The 14,729-nt window shown below is 65.2% G+C and carries 23 protein-coding genes; 3 read left to right on the top strand and 20 right to left on the bottom strand.

Features of this window, described 5'->3' with window-relative positions:
• Positions 1-2 precede the first annotated feature (2 nt).
• Genes rpsN through rpsJ form a run of 15 tightly spaced genes read right to left on the bottom strand, consistent with a single transcriptional unit; the run spans position 3 to position 6,756 of the window.
• Positions 3-308 (bottom strand): 30S ribosomal protein S14, encoded by a 306-nt coding sequence (gene rpsN / locus QRN13_RS06425; RefSeq protein ID WP_055753393.1) that lies wholly within the window; start codon positions 306-308, stop codon positions 3-5.
• Between the two features lie 19 nt (positions 309-327).
• The gene (rplE, locus tag QRN13_RS06420) at positions 328-888 is read right to left on the bottom strand and encodes a 50S ribosomal protein L5 (RefSeq protein WP_284877282.1); all 561 of its coding nucleotides are present in this window, start codon (positions 886-888) and stop codon (positions 328-330) included.
• Complete coding sequence (rplX, locus tag QRN13_RS06415; RefSeq protein ID WP_039248554.1) at positions 888-1,196, bottom strand: 50S ribosomal protein L24; 309 nt, start codon at positions 1,194-1,196, stop codon at positions 888-890. The genes rplE and rplX overlap by 1 nt, the downstream gene beginning before the upstream one ends.
• Before the next feature lies 1 nt (position 1,197).
• Complete coding sequence (rplN, locus tag QRN13_RS06410; protein WP_003164378.1) at positions 1,198-1,566, bottom strand: 50S ribosomal protein L14; 369 nt, start codon at positions 1,564-1,566, stop codon at positions 1,198-1,200.
• Between the two features lie 18 nt (positions 1,567-1,584).
• The gene (gene rpsQ / locus QRN13_RS06405; RefSeq protein ID WP_017506051.1) at positions 1,585-1,827 is read right to left on the bottom strand and encodes a 30S ribosomal protein S17; all 243 of its coding nucleotides are present in this window, start codon (positions 1,825-1,827) and stop codon (positions 1,585-1,587) included.
• A gap of 10 nt (positions 1,828-1,837) precedes the next feature.
• Entirely contained in the window at positions 1,838-2,035 is a 198-nt protein-coding gene (rpmC, locus tag QRN13_RS06400) for a 50S ribosomal protein L29 (RefSeq protein ID WP_008263673.1), read from the bottom strand.
• On the bottom strand, positions 2,035-2,475 hold the full coding sequence (gene rplP, locus QRN13_RS06395) for a 50S ribosomal protein L16 (protein WP_017506052.1): 441 nt from the start codon (positions 2,473-2,475) through the stop codon (positions 2,035-2,037). Before rplP ends, rpmC begins: the two co-directional genes overlap by 1 nt.
• Positions 2,476-2,478: 3 nt before the next feature.
• Positions 2,479-3,234 carry a 30S ribosomal protein S3 gene (gene rpsC, locus QRN13_RS06390; RefSeq protein WP_017506053.1) on the bottom strand — a complete coding sequence of 252 codons (756 nt, stop codon included), beginning with the start codon at positions 3,232-3,234 and terminating at the stop codon, positions 2,479-2,481.
• On the bottom strand, positions 3,234-3,614 hold the full coding sequence (gene rplV, locus QRN13_RS06385) for a 50S ribosomal protein L22 (protein ID WP_017506054.1): 381 nt from the start codon (positions 3,612-3,614) through the stop codon (positions 3,234-3,236). The genes rpsC and rplV overlap by 1 nt, the downstream gene beginning before the upstream one ends.
• Positions 3,615-3,617: 3 nt before the next feature.
• Positions 3,618-3,896, bottom strand: a complete 279-nt coding sequence (gene rpsS, locus QRN13_RS06380; protein WP_017506055.1) for a 30S ribosomal protein S19 — start codon at positions 3,894-3,896, stop codon at positions 3,618-3,620.
• A gap of 2 nt (positions 3,897-3,898) precedes the next feature.
• Positions 3,899-4,735, bottom strand: a complete 837-nt coding sequence (gene rplB / locus QRN13_RS06375; RefSeq protein ID WP_055753391.1) for a 50S ribosomal protein L2 — start codon at positions 4,733-4,735, stop codon at positions 3,899-3,901.
• A 4-nt stretch (positions 4,736-4,739) separates the two neighbouring features.
• The gene (locus tag QRN13_RS06370) at positions 4,740-5,042 is read right to left on the bottom strand and encodes a 50S ribosomal protein L23 (RefSeq protein WP_008260292.1); all 303 of its coding nucleotides are present in this window, start codon (positions 5,040-5,042) and stop codon (positions 4,740-4,742) included.
• Positions 5,042-5,680, bottom strand: a complete 639-nt coding sequence (rplD, locus tag QRN13_RS06365; RefSeq protein ID WP_017506058.1) for a 50S ribosomal protein L4 — start codon at positions 5,678-5,680, stop codon at positions 5,042-5,044. The genes QRN13_RS06370 and rplD overlap by 1 nt, the downstream gene beginning before the upstream one ends.
• The gene (gene rplC / locus QRN13_RS06360; RefSeq protein ID WP_284877281.1) at positions 5,680-6,429 is read right to left on the bottom strand and encodes a 50S ribosomal protein L3; all 750 of its coding nucleotides are present in this window, start codon (positions 6,427-6,429) and stop codon (positions 5,680-5,682) included. Before rplC ends, rplD begins: the two co-directional genes overlap by 1 nt.
• A 21-nt stretch (positions 6,430-6,450) precedes the next feature.
• Complete coding sequence (rpsJ, locus tag QRN13_RS06355) at positions 6,451-6,756, bottom strand: 30S ribosomal protein S10 (RefSeq protein WP_003164367.1); 306 nt, start codon at positions 6,754-6,756, stop codon at positions 6,451-6,453.
• 590 nt (positions 6,757-7,346) lie between these two features.
• Here rpsJ and QRN13_RS06350 point away from each other — a divergent pair.
• Entirely contained in the window at positions 7,347-8,099 is a 753-nt protein-coding gene (locus tag QRN13_RS06350) for a porin (RefSeq protein WP_066551211.1), read from the top strand.
• Positions 8,100-8,216: 117 nt separating this feature from the next.
• Here QRN13_RS06350 and QRN13_RS06345 read toward each other — a convergent pair whose 3' ends face one another.
• The 3 genes from QRN13_RS06345 to QRN13_RS06335 all read right to left on the bottom strand — a co-directional run bounded on the left by QRN13_RS06345 (position 8,217) and on the right by QRN13_RS06335 (position 11,288).
• Positions 8,217-9,104, bottom strand: coding sequence for a GIN domain-containing protein (locus QRN13_RS06345; RefSeq protein ID WP_284877280.1), 888 nt, complete (start codon positions 9,102-9,104; stop codon positions 8,217-8,219).
• Between the two features lie 98 nt (positions 9,105-9,202).
• Entirely contained in the window at positions 9,203-10,117 is a 915-nt protein-coding gene (locus tag QRN13_RS06340; RefSeq protein WP_091746224.1) for a transcriptional regulator, read from the bottom strand.
• A 10-nt stretch (positions 10,118-10,127) separates the two neighbouring features.
• The gene (locus QRN13_RS06335) at positions 10,128-11,288 is read right to left on the bottom strand and encodes a GNAT family N-acetyltransferase (RefSeq protein WP_284877279.1); all 1,161 of its coding nucleotides are present in this window, start codon (positions 11,286-11,288) and stop codon (positions 10,128-10,130) included.
• 148 nt (positions 11,289-11,436) lie between these two features.
• On the opposite strand from QRN13_RS06335, the gene QRN13_RS06330 reads away from it, so the two are divergent.
• Together QRN13_RS06330 and QRN13_RS06325 are read left to right on the top strand one after the other, a co-directional pair.
• Entirely contained in the window at positions 11,437-11,598 is a 162-nt protein-coding gene (locus QRN13_RS06330) for a hypothetical protein (RefSeq protein WP_284877278.1), read from the top strand.
• A 38-nt stretch (positions 11,599-11,636) separates the two neighbouring features.
• Positions 11,637-12,704, top strand: a complete 1,068-nt coding sequence (locus QRN13_RS06325) for a L,D-transpeptidase family protein (protein ID WP_284877277.1) — start codon at positions 11,637-11,639, stop codon at positions 12,702-12,704.
• On the opposite strand, the gene QRN13_RS06320 is transcribed toward QRN13_RS06325, so the two are convergent.
• Positions 12,701-14,296: a carboxylesterase/lipase family protein gene (locus tag QRN13_RS06320; protein WP_284877275.1), complete on the bottom strand. Its 1,596-nt coding sequence runs from the start codon at positions 14,294-14,296 to the stop codon at positions 12,701-12,703. The genes QRN13_RS06325 and QRN13_RS06320 overlap by 4 nt on opposite strands.
• A gap of 305 nt (positions 14,297-14,601) precedes the next feature.
• A partial coding sequence (locus QRN13_RS06315; protein WP_455708777.1) for an EF-Tu C-terminal domain-related protein occupies positions 14,602-14,729 on the bottom strand: 128 nt, incomplete at its 5' end.

The raw sequence follows: 14,729 nt of genomic DNA, 5'->3' as shown, positions 1-14,729 counted from the left end.
CCTTACCAGCTGGACTTCGTCAGGCCGGGAATCTGGCCCAGGTTGCCCAGTTCACGCAGCGCAATCCGGCTCATCTTGAGCTTGCGGTAGAACGCCCGCGGACGACCCGTCACTTCGCAGCGGTTGCGAATGCGGCTCGGCGCGGAGTTGCGCGGCAGTTCGGCCAGCTTCAGGCGCGCGTCGAAGCGCTCCTCCAGCGGCAGGTTTTCGTCGTTGGCGGTCGCCTTGAGGGCGGCCCGCTTCGCGGCATACTTCGCAACCAGGGCCTTGACGGCTTCATTGCGGTTTACGGCGCTTTTCTTAGCCATTGTGCTCTTCCCTTCCCGCTCAGTTCTTCACGAACGGGAACTTGAACTCGGTGAGGAGAGCCTTGGCTTCCTCATCGGTCTTGGCCGTGGTGCAGACGACAATGTCCATGCCCCACATCTGATCGATCTGGTCGTAGTTGATCTCCGGGAACACGATGTGCTCCTTCAGACCCGTGGCGTAGTTGCCGCGACCATCGAAGGACGTGCCCCTCAGACCACGGAAATCTTTCACGCGCGGCAGCGCGATCGTGATGAACCGGTCCAGGAACTCGTACATCTGGTCGCCACGCAGGGTGACCTTGCCGCCGATGACCATGCCTTCGCGCAGCTTGAAGCCGGCGATGGAGTTACGGGCCTTGGTGGCGACGGCCTTCTGACCGGCAATGGCGGTCAGATCCTTGAGGGCGGTGTTCGCCTTCTTGGAGTCCGCGACGGCTTCGCCGATGCCCATGTTCAGGACGATCTTGTCCAGCTTGGGCACCTGCATTTCGTTCGTGTAGCCGAACTTTTCTTTCATCACCTGGCGGATGCGAGCGTGATACTCGTCCTTGAGGCGCGGGGTGTACTTTTCGGTAGCCATCAGATGACGTCTCCCGTCGTCTTGGCGATGCGGACCTTCTTGTCCCCATCGATCTTGAAGCCGACGCGGGTCGCCTTGCCGTTGGCGTCGGCGATCGCGACGTTCGACAGGTGAAGCGAGGCTTCCTTGTTCTTGATGCCGCCCTGCGGGTCAGCCTGGCTCGGGCGCGTGTGGCGCTGAACCATGTTGACGCCTTCGACGAGGACGCGGTTTTCGGTGGGCAGGACCTTCAGCACGTTGCCCGTGCGGCCCTTGTCCTTGCCGGTAAGGACGACGACGCGGTCGCCCTTCTTGATCTTGGCGGCCATGTTACAGGACCTCCGGAGCCAGCGAGATGATCTTCATGTGGTTCTTGGCGCGCAGTTCGCGAGGAACCGGGCCGAAGATCCGCGTGCCGACAGGCTCGTTCTGCTTGTTGACGATGACGGCGGCCGACTTGTCAAAGCGGATGACCGAGCCGTCCTTGCGTTGGATGTCCTTGGCGGTGCGCACGACGATGGCGCGAACGACGTCGCCCTTCTTCACACGGCCGCGCGGGATGGCTTCCTTCACGGAGGCGACGATTGTGTCGCCGATCGAGGCGTAGCGGCGCTTGGAGCCGCCCAACACCTTGATGCACATGACCCGGCGGGCGCCCGAATTATCGGCCACTTCCAGGTTAGTTTGCATCTGGATCATAAGATCAGATCCTTCTGATTACGAGGCGGAGGCGTTGGAAAGGACTTCCCAGCGCTTCAGTTTGGACTTGGGGGCGCACTCGACGATGCGAGCGATGTCGCCGACCTTGAGCGCGTTGGCTTCGTCGTGCGCGTGGTACTTCTTGGACGACCGGACGGTCTTCTTCAGAAGCGGGTGAAGCAGGGTGCGCTCCACCTTCACAACGACAGTCTTCTCGCCCTTGTCGGACACGACCACGCCTTCAAGAATTCGCTTGGGCATATTCGTTTCCTTACGAGGCCGCACGCTTCTCGCGCAGAAGCGTCGAGATGCGAGCGATGTCTTTGCGGACTTCACCAACGCGGTGAGTCTTTTCCATTTGGCCGGTGGCCGCCTGGAAGCGCAGGTTGAACTGTTCCTTCTTGAGCTTCAGCAGCTCGTCGGACAGTTGGTCGGTCGTTTGCGACCGCAGATCGGCGATCTTGGTCATTAGGCGGCAGCCTCCACATGCGCGACGCCGGCGTCGATACGGGTCACGACCTTGGTGCGGACCGGCAGCTTGGCGGCGCCGAGACGGAGTGCTTCGCGGGCGACATCGTCCGGCACGCCGTCGATTTCAAACAGGATACGGCCCGGGTGGCAACGCGCGGCCCAGTGGTCCACGGCGCCCTTGCCCTTACCCATCCGGACTTCGGCCGGCTTGCCCGTGACGGGCAGGTCGGGGAACACGCGGATCCAGACGCGGCCCTGACGCTTCATCTGGCGAGTGATCGCGCGGCGAGCCGCTTCGATCTGACGCGCGGTGATGCGTTCCGGCTCCAGCGTCTTCAGGCCATACGACCCGAAGTTCAGCGAGAAACCGCCCTTGGCCGAGCCATGGATCCGGCCCTTGAAGGCCTTGCGGTATTTGGTCTTCTTCGGTTGCAACATGACTTAGTTCTCACGTCCCCGGTCGCGACGCGGACCGCGGTCGCCACGGGGGCCGCCGCGTTCGCGGCCTTCGTTCGAGGAAGGACCCGAAGCTTCCTGGGCCCAACGCTTGTCCTGCGCCATGGGATCGTGCTCCAGCACTTCACCCTTAAAGACCCAGACCTTCACGCCGATGATGCCGTAGGTCGTCTTGGCTTCGTAGAAGCCATAGTCGATGTCGGCGCGCAGCGTGTGAAGCGGCACGCGACCTTCGCGGTACCATTCCATACGTGCGATTTCGGCGCCGCCTAGACGACCCGAGACATTCATACGAATGCCCTTGGCGCCCAGACGCATGGCCGACTGCATCGAACGCTTCATGGCGCGACGGAAGGCCACGCGGCGCTCCAGCTGCTGCGCGATGTTCTCGGCGATCAGTTGCGCATCGGTTTCCGGCTTGCGGACTTCGATGATGTTCAGGTGAACTTCACCCTCGGTGCGCGCCGAGATGTCCTTGCGGAGCTTCTCGATGTCAGCGCCCTTCTTGCCGATCACGACGCCCGGACGGGCGGCGTAGATGGTGATGCGGCACTTCTTGTGTGGGCGCTCGATGATGATGCGCGACACGCCGGCGGCGGCCAGGCGTTCCCGCAGCCACTCGCGCAGCTTCAGGTCCTGGTGCAGCAGGCGGGAATAGTCGGCGCCGGCGGCGAACCAGCGGCTGTCCCACGTGCGGTTCACGCCGAGGCGCAGACCGACCGGATTGATTTTCTGTCCCATCAGGCGGCCTCGCCGGCTTCACGGACCACGATGGTGATCTCGCTGAACGGTTTCAGGATGCGCGACGAACGACCGCGAGCACGGCTCGCGAAACGCTTCATCACCAGGTTCTTGCCCACGAAGGCCTCGGCGACGACCAGATTGTCGATGTCGAGGTTGTGGTTGTTCTCGGCGTTCGAGATTGCCGAATACAGGACCTTGCGGACGTCGCCAGCGATGCGCTTACGGCTGAATTCCAGCTCGTTCAGCGCCTTCTGGACCGGCATGCCGCGGATCGAAGCGGCGACCAGGTTCAGCTTTTGCGGGCTGATACGCACGTTGACCAGCTTGGCGCGGGCCTCGGTCGGGGCGACCCGACGCTCGTTTTTTGTCTGGGCCATCGGTTACTTCCTTTTGGCCTTCTTGTCCGCCGCGTGACCCGGGAAGTTCCGGGTCGGGGCGAACTCGCCGAGCTTCATGCCGACCATCTCTTCCGAGACCGACACGGGCACGTGCTTCTGACCGTTATGGACGCCGAACGTCAGACCGACGAACTGCGGCAGGATGGTGGAGCGGCGCGACCAGGTCTTGATCACGTCCTTGCGGCCCGACGATTGAACGGCGTCGGCCTTCTTGAGCAGATACCCGTCGACAAACGGGCCTTTCCAGGAGGAGCGGGCCATTCTTAGCGAGCCTTCTTAACGTGGCGGGTACGGATGATGTACTTGTCCGTAGCCTTGTTCTTGCGGGTACGAGTGCCCTTGGTGTCCTTACCCCACGGCGTGACGGGGGTACGACCACCAGAGGTCCGGCCTTCACCACCACCATGCGGGTGGTCGATCGGGTTCATGGCGACGCCGCGAACGTGCGGACGCCAGCCCATGTGACGCTTACGACCGGCCTTGCCCAGGTTCTGGTTCATGTGGTCGGGGTTCGAAACCGCGCCCACCGTGGCGATGCAGCCGTCCAGAACCATGCGCAGTTCGCCCGAGCCGAGACGGATCTGGGCGTAGCCCTGATCGCGACCGACCAGCTGGGCGTAGGCGCCGGCCGAACGGGCCAGCTGAGCGCCCTTGCCCGGCTTCATTTCGATGTTGTGGATGATCGTACCCACCGGCATCGAACGGAGCGGCATGGCGTTGCCCGGCTTCACGTCGGTCTTTTCGCCCGCCACGATCGTGTCGCCCGCCTTAAGGCGTTGCGGCGCGATGATGTAGGTCTTCTCGCCGTCCTCGTAGGTCACGAGCGCGATGAAAGCCGTGCGGTTCGGATCGTATTCCAGACGCTCGACCGTGCCGACCATGTCCCACTTGCGACGCTTGAAGTCGATCTTGCGGTACAGGGTCTTGGCGCCGCCGCCACGGAAGCGGACCGCGATGCGACCGCCCTGCCCGCGTCCGCCCGACTTTGTCAGGCCTTCGGTCAGCGACTTTTCCGGACGGCCCTTGTGGAGTTCCGAACGGTCAACCAGCACGAGGGCGCGACGGCCCGGCGAGGTCGGATTGTAATGTTTCAAGGCCATCTGATCAGAGCCCCGTGGTGACGTCGATCGACTGGCCGTCAGCCAGCGTCACGATCGCTTTTTTGATGTCGACCCGGCGCCCCAGGATACCCCGGAAGCGCTTGGTCTTGCCCTTTTGAACCAGGGTGTTGACCTTCAGGACGTTGACTTTGAACAGGCTTTCGACCGCAGCGGCGATCTCGTCCTTGGTCGCCGTGTCAGCGACGCGGAAGACGACCTTGTTCTGCTCGGACAGGATCGTGGCCTTTTCGGTGATCACCGGGGCCAGGATGGTGTCGTAGTGCTTGGCGGTAGGTTGAGCGGCCATTACGCGGCTTCCTTATCGCTGAAGCGGGCTTCGATGGCCTCGATAGCGGCCTTCGTCAGCACCAACTTGTCAGCCCGCAGGATGTCATAGACGTTCAGGCCGGCGTTCGGCAGCACGTCGATGTGCGGGATGTTGCGTGCGGCCAGGCCGAAGTTCGTGTCGACTTCGGGACCCGCGATGATCAGAGCCTTGGTCCAGCCCAGCTTGCCGAGCGTTTCACGCAGCGAAGCGGTCTTGGCTTCCTTCACCGAGACGGTGTCGACCACGATCAGGTCGCCCGACTTGGCCTTGGAGGACAGGGCGTGACGCAGAGCCAGCGCGCGGATCTTCTTCGGCAGCGAGAAGCCGTGATCGCGAACGATCGGGCCGAAGGCGCGCGAACCGCCGACGAACTGCGGTGCACGGCGCGAACCGTGACGAGCGCCGCCGGTGCCCTTTTGCTTGTACATCTTCTTACCCGTACGAGAGTTCTCGTTGCGGGTTTGGACCTTGTGCGTACCGGCGCGGCGCTTGGCCAGTTGCCAGTTGACGGTGCGGGCCAGGATGTCGCCGCGGATATCGGAGATGCCGAAGACGGCGTCCGACAGTTCCACGTCGCCAGCAGCCTTGCCGTCGAGTTGGATGACAGAGAGTTTCATTACGCTTCACCGCCTTGGGTCGCTTCGACGGGGGCTTCTTCAGCCGGGGTCGAGGCGGGTTGAGCAGCAGACTTGCTCGACTTCAGCGCGCCGGGGAACGGAGCGTCGGCCGGGCGAGCCTTCTTGATGGCGTCGCGAACCTTGACGTAGCTGCCGTCGTGACCGGGGACAGCGCCCTTGATCAGGATCAGGCCACGCTCGGCGTCCACGCGGACGACGGTCAGGTTCTGGGTGGTGACGGTTTCGGTGCCGTAGTGGCCGGCCATCTTCTTGCCGGGGAACGTGCGACCCGGGTCCTGACGGTTACCCGTCGAACCGTGCGAACGGTGCGAGACCGAAACGCCGTGGGTGGCGCGAAGGCCGCCGAAGTTCCAGCGCTTCATGGCGCCGGCGAAACCCTTACCGATGGTCTCGCCCTGGATGTCGACCTTCTGGCCCACCAGGAAGTGTTCGGCCGACAGTTCGGCGCCCACATCCAGCAGACCGTCCGCATCGACGCGGAACTCGGTCACATAGGCTTTCGGTTCGACTTCCGCCTTGGCGAAGGTCTCGCGTTGAGCCTTGTTGGTGTTCTTAGCCTTCTTCGTGCCAGCGCCCAGCTGGAGAGCGACGTAGCCGTCACGCTCCTGGGTACGTTGGCCGACGACTTGGCAGCCGTCGAGCTGCAGCACAGTGACCGGTACGTGCGCGCCGTCATCGGCGAACACGCGGGTCATGCCCAGCTTCTTGGCGATCACGCCCGTGCGCATCGGATCCCGCCTCTTTCTACTTTAAATCTTGATCTCGACGTCCACGCCGGCGGACAGGTCGAGCTTCATGAGCGCGTCCACGGTCTGCGGGGTGGGGTCGACGATGTCGAGCACGCGTTTGTGCGTGCGGATTTCAAACTGCTCACGCGACTTCTTATCGACGTGCGGAGAGCGGTTCACGGTGAACTTCTCGATCAGGGTCGGCAGCGGAATCGGACCGCGAACGGTCGCGCCGGTGCGCTTGGCGGTATTAACGATCTCGCGCGTCGAAAAATCGAGGACGCGGTGATCAAAGGCCTTGAGCCTGATGCGGATGCTTTGATCCATATCGGTGCTTACTTCCAATGCGGTCGGAGGACCGCGTCCCTGTGAACCATTTCAAAGACCGAAGGCCTTCGGGCAAAAAGCCCTCAGGGAACGCAAATCCGCAAAAACGATCGGCCCACGCAGTTGCCCGCGAAGGCCGTTGATATCCCAAGAAGCTGCAAAGAACAGTGACTTAGGTCGTTCTTGCGAACCGCGTTTGCAGCGAACTGCACAGCCGGTCCAACAAGAGTGGTGGCTTATGCCTATCGATTCTGATTTCGTCAAGCGCGCAAACCCGGGCTGGCACAGGATTTCGACGCGGTCTTCGCCAAGGGCGTTGTACGTCGCAACGAGGCGTTTGGCGGCGACGTCGGCGGCGTTGGACGCCCTCTTTATAGTGGATGAGCGCGACTGCGGCGCGCGGTTAACAACTTGCCCCACAGATCGCCAAGTCGTGACACATTCTCGCCGCAACGCGTGGCTGTTGCGCAACAACCTTGCGATCCCAAGCCAATCGAACGTCGGTTTATTGCTCCGCTTGGTCTTAGGCTGATAGCAGCGCCCCTCCCCGGACCCCCATCCGGGTGCAGACTGCTAAGGACAAAAGAAAAATGAAGACGATCCTCCTCGCCACGGCCGCCGCCGCCCTGTTCGCCGCCCCGGCCTTCGCCCAAGACGCCATCGGTTCGGTCGGCGTGACCTATTCCAACCCGTCGATCGAAGTCGCCGGCGACGACGTCGACGCCGACGTCTGGACCGTTGACGGCTCGGTCGCCCTGCCGGCCCAGGACTGGACCGTGACGCTGAACGGCGCGATCGACTACACCAAGGCCTTTGGCGAAGAAGACGTCACCGGCGCCGCCGCTGCTCACCTGACCAAGATGTGGTCCTCCGACGTTCGCGCCGGCGCCTTCGTCGCCGCCAACGGCATCGGCAGCGGCAACGAGCCGATCTGGACCGTCGGCGCTGAAGCTCAGAAGTATCTGTCGAACGCCACCCTGACCGGCCAAGTCGCCTACACGACCGCCGACAACGTGGACGCCGACATCTGGACCGTCGGCGCCGACGCCGCCTTCTACGTCATGCCGAACCTGCGCTTGAACGCCGGCGTCGCCTACAACAACGTCGACTTCTCGGGCGGCGACACCGACGCCTGGACCTACGGCGTGGGCGCCGAATACGAGTTCGAGAACACCCCGTTCTCGCTGGGCGCCGCCTACACCCGCGCTGACATCGATTCGCTGGACGTCGACACCTGGTCGGTCGGCCTGCGCTACTCGTTCGGCGGCGGTCTGCAAGCGCGTGACCGCGCCGGCGCCAACCTGGGCGTCTCGGCCATCTCCAGCGTCCTGAACGTCTTCTAAGCGTCTCGGACCTGATCCATGCGAAAAGCCCCGGCGGAGCGATCCGCCGGGGCTTTTTGTTTGGCCGGAAAAGACCCCCGGGGTTCCACGACCGGAGGCCTTCTCGTCGCTCGGGTCTTACTGCCCGATCTGCAAGGTTCCCGATCCGACGACGGAGCGAGAAACCGATCCCGTGGCCGAGGCGACGCGGACGCTGCCCGATCCGGCGATCGCAACGTCCAGGTCGCGCGTTGCGCCGCCGTAGCGAACATCGCCCGAGCCGCCGATGGCGACCGACAGCTTGTCCATTCGGCCCTGCCGCACATTCACACCGCCCGAGCCGCCGATGGACAGTTCGCTGCGTCCTCCGGCGCTGGCCACCTCGACATTGCCCGATCCGCCGACAGCCGCCGTCAGGGCTCCGGTCGCTCCGGCCGAGATGGAGCCAGACCCGCCGACGCTGGCGTTCAGCGATCGAGATGTGCCCGCGCGGATCGCGCCCGAGCCGCCGAGTCCCAGTTCCAGATCGCCGTCCACATTGGCCACGTTCCAGTTGCCGCAGCCGCCGTTGTCCAACTCGACCGATCGCGCGCCGCGTCCGACCGAGCCGAAGACCGCGCCGCTGGCGCTGACATCCACGACGCGCGGCGTGCGCACGACGATCAAGGGCGCGTCTTCCAGACGGATGCGGCCCAGGTCGCGCACCTCGACGGTCGCGCCCTGCCCCGGCTGGCCCGCATCGCTGCGGCCGGAGTTGCAGCCGCGAATGGCGCTGTTGCCGCCCCACATGCCGTTACGGCGCAGGCCGCCGTCGATCTTGACGTCGTTGCCTTCGCGGCGAACCTGGATGGCCGGCAAGCGCGTCTGGCCTTGCGTGACCTCGACGCCGATTTCCTGACGATCCTCGACGATGACCACCACGCGGGCGACGGCGTTGCGGATCTCGACCTCGGCGGCCGAAGCGGGCGCGGCGACGAACCCGGTCAGGGTGGCGACGGCGGCGGCGGCGATCAGTGCGGTTTTCATGAGCGGTGTTCCCTTCCCGAATGTGAGCAGAAGGTGCGCGCCGCCCGCGCCCAAGTCATTTTAACTCGAGGTCATGAACTCGAATTAACGCCCCGAGCTCATGACGTCGCGTTCAGCGCGCCCGCGCCGTCAGCCGCGCCGATCTCCGGCTCGAAGTCGCGCTCGAAGTTTGCGATCTTGCTTTTCATCGCGCCCGCCTTCTTCAGCGCCAGCGACGCGGCCCAGCGCGCCGCCAGCTCCGGCGTCGTCATGCCGTCGGTGAAGCGCGGCCGCCCGCCCCGGCTGCGGATCACCGCATTGGTGAACAGCGCGCCGTTGCGGAACCGCGACGGCCAGGTCTGGAAATCCATCGACAGGCTGACGCAGAAGCGGTCCAGATTCTCCACCCGGTGCGGCGCATACAGGGGCCAGGTCAGGGCGCGGCCTGGCTCCAGATCCATGACCTGCGCATCCTGTTCGAACGCCAGCGTGTAAGGCAGTTCCTCGGTCGTCTGACGCGCGACCACCTGTTCCATGTTTCTCTCGGGCAGATGCCCCTCGTCGCCGGGATAGACGAACAGCCGCTTGCGCCCACGCAGGTGGAACAGCACCACGCCCGCCGCGTCGAAATGATAGGGCACGCGCGCCTTGGGCGACGACAGGATCAGCTGCCCCGCGTTTCGCACCGCCCGCATCCCCGGATAGGTCGCCTGGATCGCGGCGAAATCCTTCATCGCCGCCGCCCACAGTTCGGGCCAGCCGGTCTCGACCCCGCGCAGATTGACCCACAGCCGACCCTGTTTGATCGCCTCCAGCAACTCCTCACCTGACAGCCGCCCGCGCGCGCCGGTGCGCAAGGACACCTGCCCCTCCTCGTCGTAGTCATACAGGTTGATGTCGAACAGCTCGGCCGGATAGCGATCCAGCACGGCGGCCAGCGCCGCGTCCTCGGCGAATCCTTGCTCGATCAGGGTGTGGGCGTGTGTCTTGGCCTCGGCGATCGGGCCCGGATAGCGTGTGCGGCGTTGGGTCATGCCGATGTCCTCAAACGTGGGCGACGCGCGCTGGCGTCTTCTTCTTGGCGGCCGCCTTCTGGACAGCCGACCGTGCGGCCACCGCCGCCCCCCTCAGCCGCCCGACCGGCGTCGCCTCGCAGGCTTCGATCGTGGCCCAGCGCCGACGCAGCGACGCCCGCACCGCCTCGCCGCGCCCGCCCGCCCTGTTCAACGCCGCCACCGTGATGTCGCCCAGCGCCCGGCCCACGCCGGGCTGCATCACCACGGCTTCGCGCACCGTCTGGCGCGCATTGACGAAGTATTTCTTATAGGTCTCGCCCTCGAAGCCGAAGTCGAACACCCGGAAACCCTCGGCCGCCGCCAGCCGCATCGTGTCCATACTCAGCAGGATGCCCGGCGAGCACCGCGCCAGCGTCGGCTCATAGGCCGGGAACCAGAAATGGTAATGCCGCCCGGCGTGCAGCGAGAACTCGATCGCCACCAGCTTGTCGCCCGCATGCATGGCCGCCATCGAAGCGCCGAAGCCTTCACGCGCCTCGCTCATCAGAGCGTGCAGCAGATCCCGCGTCCAGCCGCAGGCGAAGATGTCGTGCAGACCCGAGCGCCGATACTGCGCCGCCTTCAGCGCGATCAGATGATCCAGCAGAGCCGGATCGCGCAAACCGCGCTCCACCCGGATCGGCCCCAGTTCGACTTCCAGGCTGCGGCGCGCCCGCTCCTTGTCCTTGAAGTATTTGGCGAACGTCTTGCGCCGCTCGGCGTACCAGTCGGCATAGCCCGCCTCGGGCATGGCCACCTGCACCGTCTCACGCGCCTGGCCTGTTTCGCCTGCGCCGATCCAGCCGGGCACGTTCAGCCGCTTGGCGTTCAACAGCCGCGCCACATCCTCCAGCGTGATCGTCTCGCCCGCCGGGGCGATGACGCCATGATAGTCGTTCATAGGCGCGCCCAGCGGCTGCACCGCTCCCCCGCGTCGCTGATGCGGGAAGAAGCCGACGATCTCGTCATCTCGCCGGAACACGGCAATCGCCGCGCCGGGGCAGACTCGTGAGGCGATCTCGGCATAGTCCCAGCGAAAATAGGGGCTGGCCAGATCGGGATTTCCAGCCGTCCACGCACGCCACAGGGCGACGGCGGCGGCGTCCATCGCCGCCGCATCCACGATCTCGACCTGCAGCAATCCGGCCATACGCATCCTCTCAGGCCCTGCGCAGCAAGGGCCATTCCAGACTGCACCTTGCCCCACGCGCGTTTCATCAGGGTTCACCGGCATGGTGAACGCGCGTTGACGGAGCCGCGGTCGCCCTGGCGCGTTTGAGTGACCCAAGGAGAAGACCATGACCGATCAACGCCCTGACAGCAAAGCCGTCGAGAACGAGAACCTGCGGCCGGACGCCGACGGCCAGCCGCCGCGCCCGGCGACCGAACCCAAGGGTTCGAAGGATTCGTCCAACTCCGGCAAAACCGAAACCGACCCCGCGACCGGCGAACCCAACTGAACACCGACCGACTGCACTCACCGTCTCGAAAGTCTCTTATGAACCGTCCTGCCTACCTCGCCGCACTCGCTGTTCTCTCTCTGGGCGCCTGCTCGCCGAAGGAAGAGAACACCGCCGCCCCAGCGGCGCAGACGGCCGAGGCCGCGCAAGTGGGCCAAACCGGCCCGCTCTCTCGAGACGCCATCGAAAACACCGCCTATGCGCCGCCGCCGGCCGCACAAGAGGGTCAGCCCGCCGCCGCAAATGCCGCCCACCAGCCGCCGCAGCCCGCCCTGATCCGCGCCCAGGTTCTTCTGGAGCGCGCTCGCTTCTCGCCCGGCGCGATCGACGGCCTGGCGGGGTCGAACATGCGCCAGGCCATCTCGGCGTTTCAGGAAGCGAACGGCATGACGGTGAACGGCGAGTTGAACGCCGACGTGATGGGAAGACTGCGCGCCGCCGCCGGACCGGGCGCGGTGACCACCACCTACGCCATCACGCAGCAGGACATCGCCGGACCCTACCTCGGCGTCGTCCCCACGGAGCTGGAAGCTCAGGGTCAGGCGGCGCACATGGGCTACGCCAATATCGTCGAGGCCTTGGCCGAGCGCTTCCACGTCACTGAGGCCTTGCTGCGCGCCATGAATCCCGGCGCCGACTTCAATCGCGTGGGCCAAGGCCTGCTTGTCCCCGCCGTCAACACAGCGCCCCTGCGCGCCGACGTGGACCACATCGACGTCGACAAGAGCGAGGGTTCCGTCAAGGCGTTCGACGCTGACGGCAAGCTGATCGCCTACTTCCCGGCCACCATCGGCAGCGGCGACAATCCCACCCCGACCGGCACGGTCAAGGTGAACGGCGTGGCGCGAAACCCGGACTACACCTACGACCCGTCGAAACTCAGCTATGGCGACGGCAAGAAGAAAGTCGTCGTCAAACCCGGTCCGAACAATCCAGTGGGCGTCGTCTGGATCGACCTGAACAAGCCCAGCTACGGCATCCACGGCACGCCGGACCCGCATCTGGTCGGCAAGACGGCCTCGCATGGCTGTGTGCGCCTGACCAACTGGGACGCCTGGATGCTGGCCGACAAGGTCAAGCCGGGCGTCACCGTCCGGTTTATCTAGTGGACGGCGCCGAACGGCGTCCCGTCCCAGAAGTCGCAGTGGTGGCGCTCGAAGAAGCCGTCGTCCATGACATCGCCTTGTGGCTTGAACACGCGCACCGGCCCCGCACCCTCGACGCGGGGCCATTCGGCGGCGAAGGCCGAACGTCCGAACGTCGCCCACAGCCTTTGCATCCGCTCCGACAGCGTCTTCTGCTCAGGCGTGAACCGCTTGGGATCAGCAAACACCCAGCGCGTGCCGAACACATAGGCGAGTTCGCTGGCGTGATAGGCGCCCAGGTCCAGACCGACGATCCAATCGGGCAGCACGAACGGCGCCTCGCGATCGGCAAACTCATAGCCCCACACCGGCACATGCTGGGCCAGAAGGCGTCGCAAAGCCTGTGACGGACAGGCGAACCTCTGGTCGGTGAAGTTGGTGGCGATGGCATAGGCAGGCCCGTCCTCACCCACAGGATAACGCGCCAGCACCCGCTCACCCTGGTCGCCGTACATCCAGATCGTCTCCTTCTGATAGCGATCCATGTCCTGCACCTCGTTGGCGAACAGCCGCCCTTCATCGAGGTTTGTCCCGACGAGGATGGGCACGCGCGTGAACCGCCCCTCGCGGATCGCGACCGCCGGGTTTTCCGGCACAGTGGCGTCAGTGTGCACCGGTCCCCACGATCCCGGCCCGTTGATGCCCGCCCTTAATGACGCCGCTCGCGACAGCCGCCAGGCCGGCAACGCCTTCAGGCAAGCGATCTGATCCTCGCCGGTGCAGCCCAGCCTTTCGGCGAACATCGGCCCCGACTGAGCCGCGTCCTGCGCCCTGACCAGGGACGACGGCTCCAGGCACCCGCCGCTCTGCATGATGACCCGTTGATACAGGCCCTCCGACTGCGGCGACGCCATCAGATAACAGGCCGTCCAGGCCCCAGCGCTCTCAGCGAACAGGGTGACGTCGCCCGGGTCGCCGCCAAAGGCCGCAATGTTCCGATGCACCCACTTCAGCGCCGCCTGCTGATCCATCAGGCCGAAGTTGCCGCCGAAACCTTCGCCGGTCGCCTGAAACCCCGGATGCGCCAGCCAGCCCAATGCGCCGAGCCGATAGTTCATCGTCACGACCACCCGACCCTGCTCGCGCGCCAGTTTCGAGGGATCGTAGTTGGCGCCCGCCCCCACGGTGAAGGCGCCGCCCGGGATATAGACCATCACCGGCCGCGCCTCGGCCGCCTCTCCGCCCGGCGCATAGATGTTCAAATACAGACAGTCCTCGGACCCGACGACGATCCCGCCGCCGCCGCCCAGGATCGAGCGTCGCCCGATCGCCTGGGTGCAGTCCGCACCGATCCGCGTCGCATCTCGAACACCCTGCCATGCCGCGACCGGCTGCGGCGCGCGCCAGCGCCGTTCGCCGACCGGCGGCGCCGCGAACGCCACGCCCAAAAACGCGCGCGTGCCGCCCCCCTCGACCCCTCGCACCATCCCGGCTTCGGTCCTGGCCAAGATCGGCTCGGCGTCCTTGGCGAACCGGACCTGATCGACCTTGCCGGGATGGGTAGCGCAGGCCGACAGGGCGACAAGGCACGCAAGCAACGAGATCAGACGCATCGTGAACCTTGGCTTTTGGGCAGACGGTCCTAACGCCCGAACGCGGGCGACGTTTCCTGTCTTCCGCCTCATCTCCGTCATCCTCGGGCTTGACCCGAGGATCGGATGTTGATCGGGGGCTGTGCGCCACCGTTGAGGCAATACGGCGCAACGCTCGATCCTCGGGTCAAGCCCGAGGATGACGGGGATGATCAGGACACAGCAAAACGGCCCCGGAGTTTCCTCCGAGGCCGCTCTGTTACGCTACTCTGTATCCACCCGGCCTCAAGCAGCGCGTGAGCGCGTTAGGCCAAAAGGATGTCTTCTTACTCGACGATCTTGGCGACGACGCCGGCGCCGACGGTGCGGCCGCCTTCACGGATGGCGAAGCGCAGGCCTTGGTCCATCGCGATCGGGGTGATCAGCTCGACGTTCAGCTCGGCGTTGTCGCCCG

The organism is Brevundimonas sp. MEB006b, from assembly GCF_030209705.1.
Classification (GTDB): domain Bacteria; phylum Pseudomonadota; class Alphaproteobacteria; order Caulobacterales; family Caulobacteraceae; genus Brevundimonas.
This window is presented reverse-complemented; position numbering and strand designations above follow the sequence as displayed.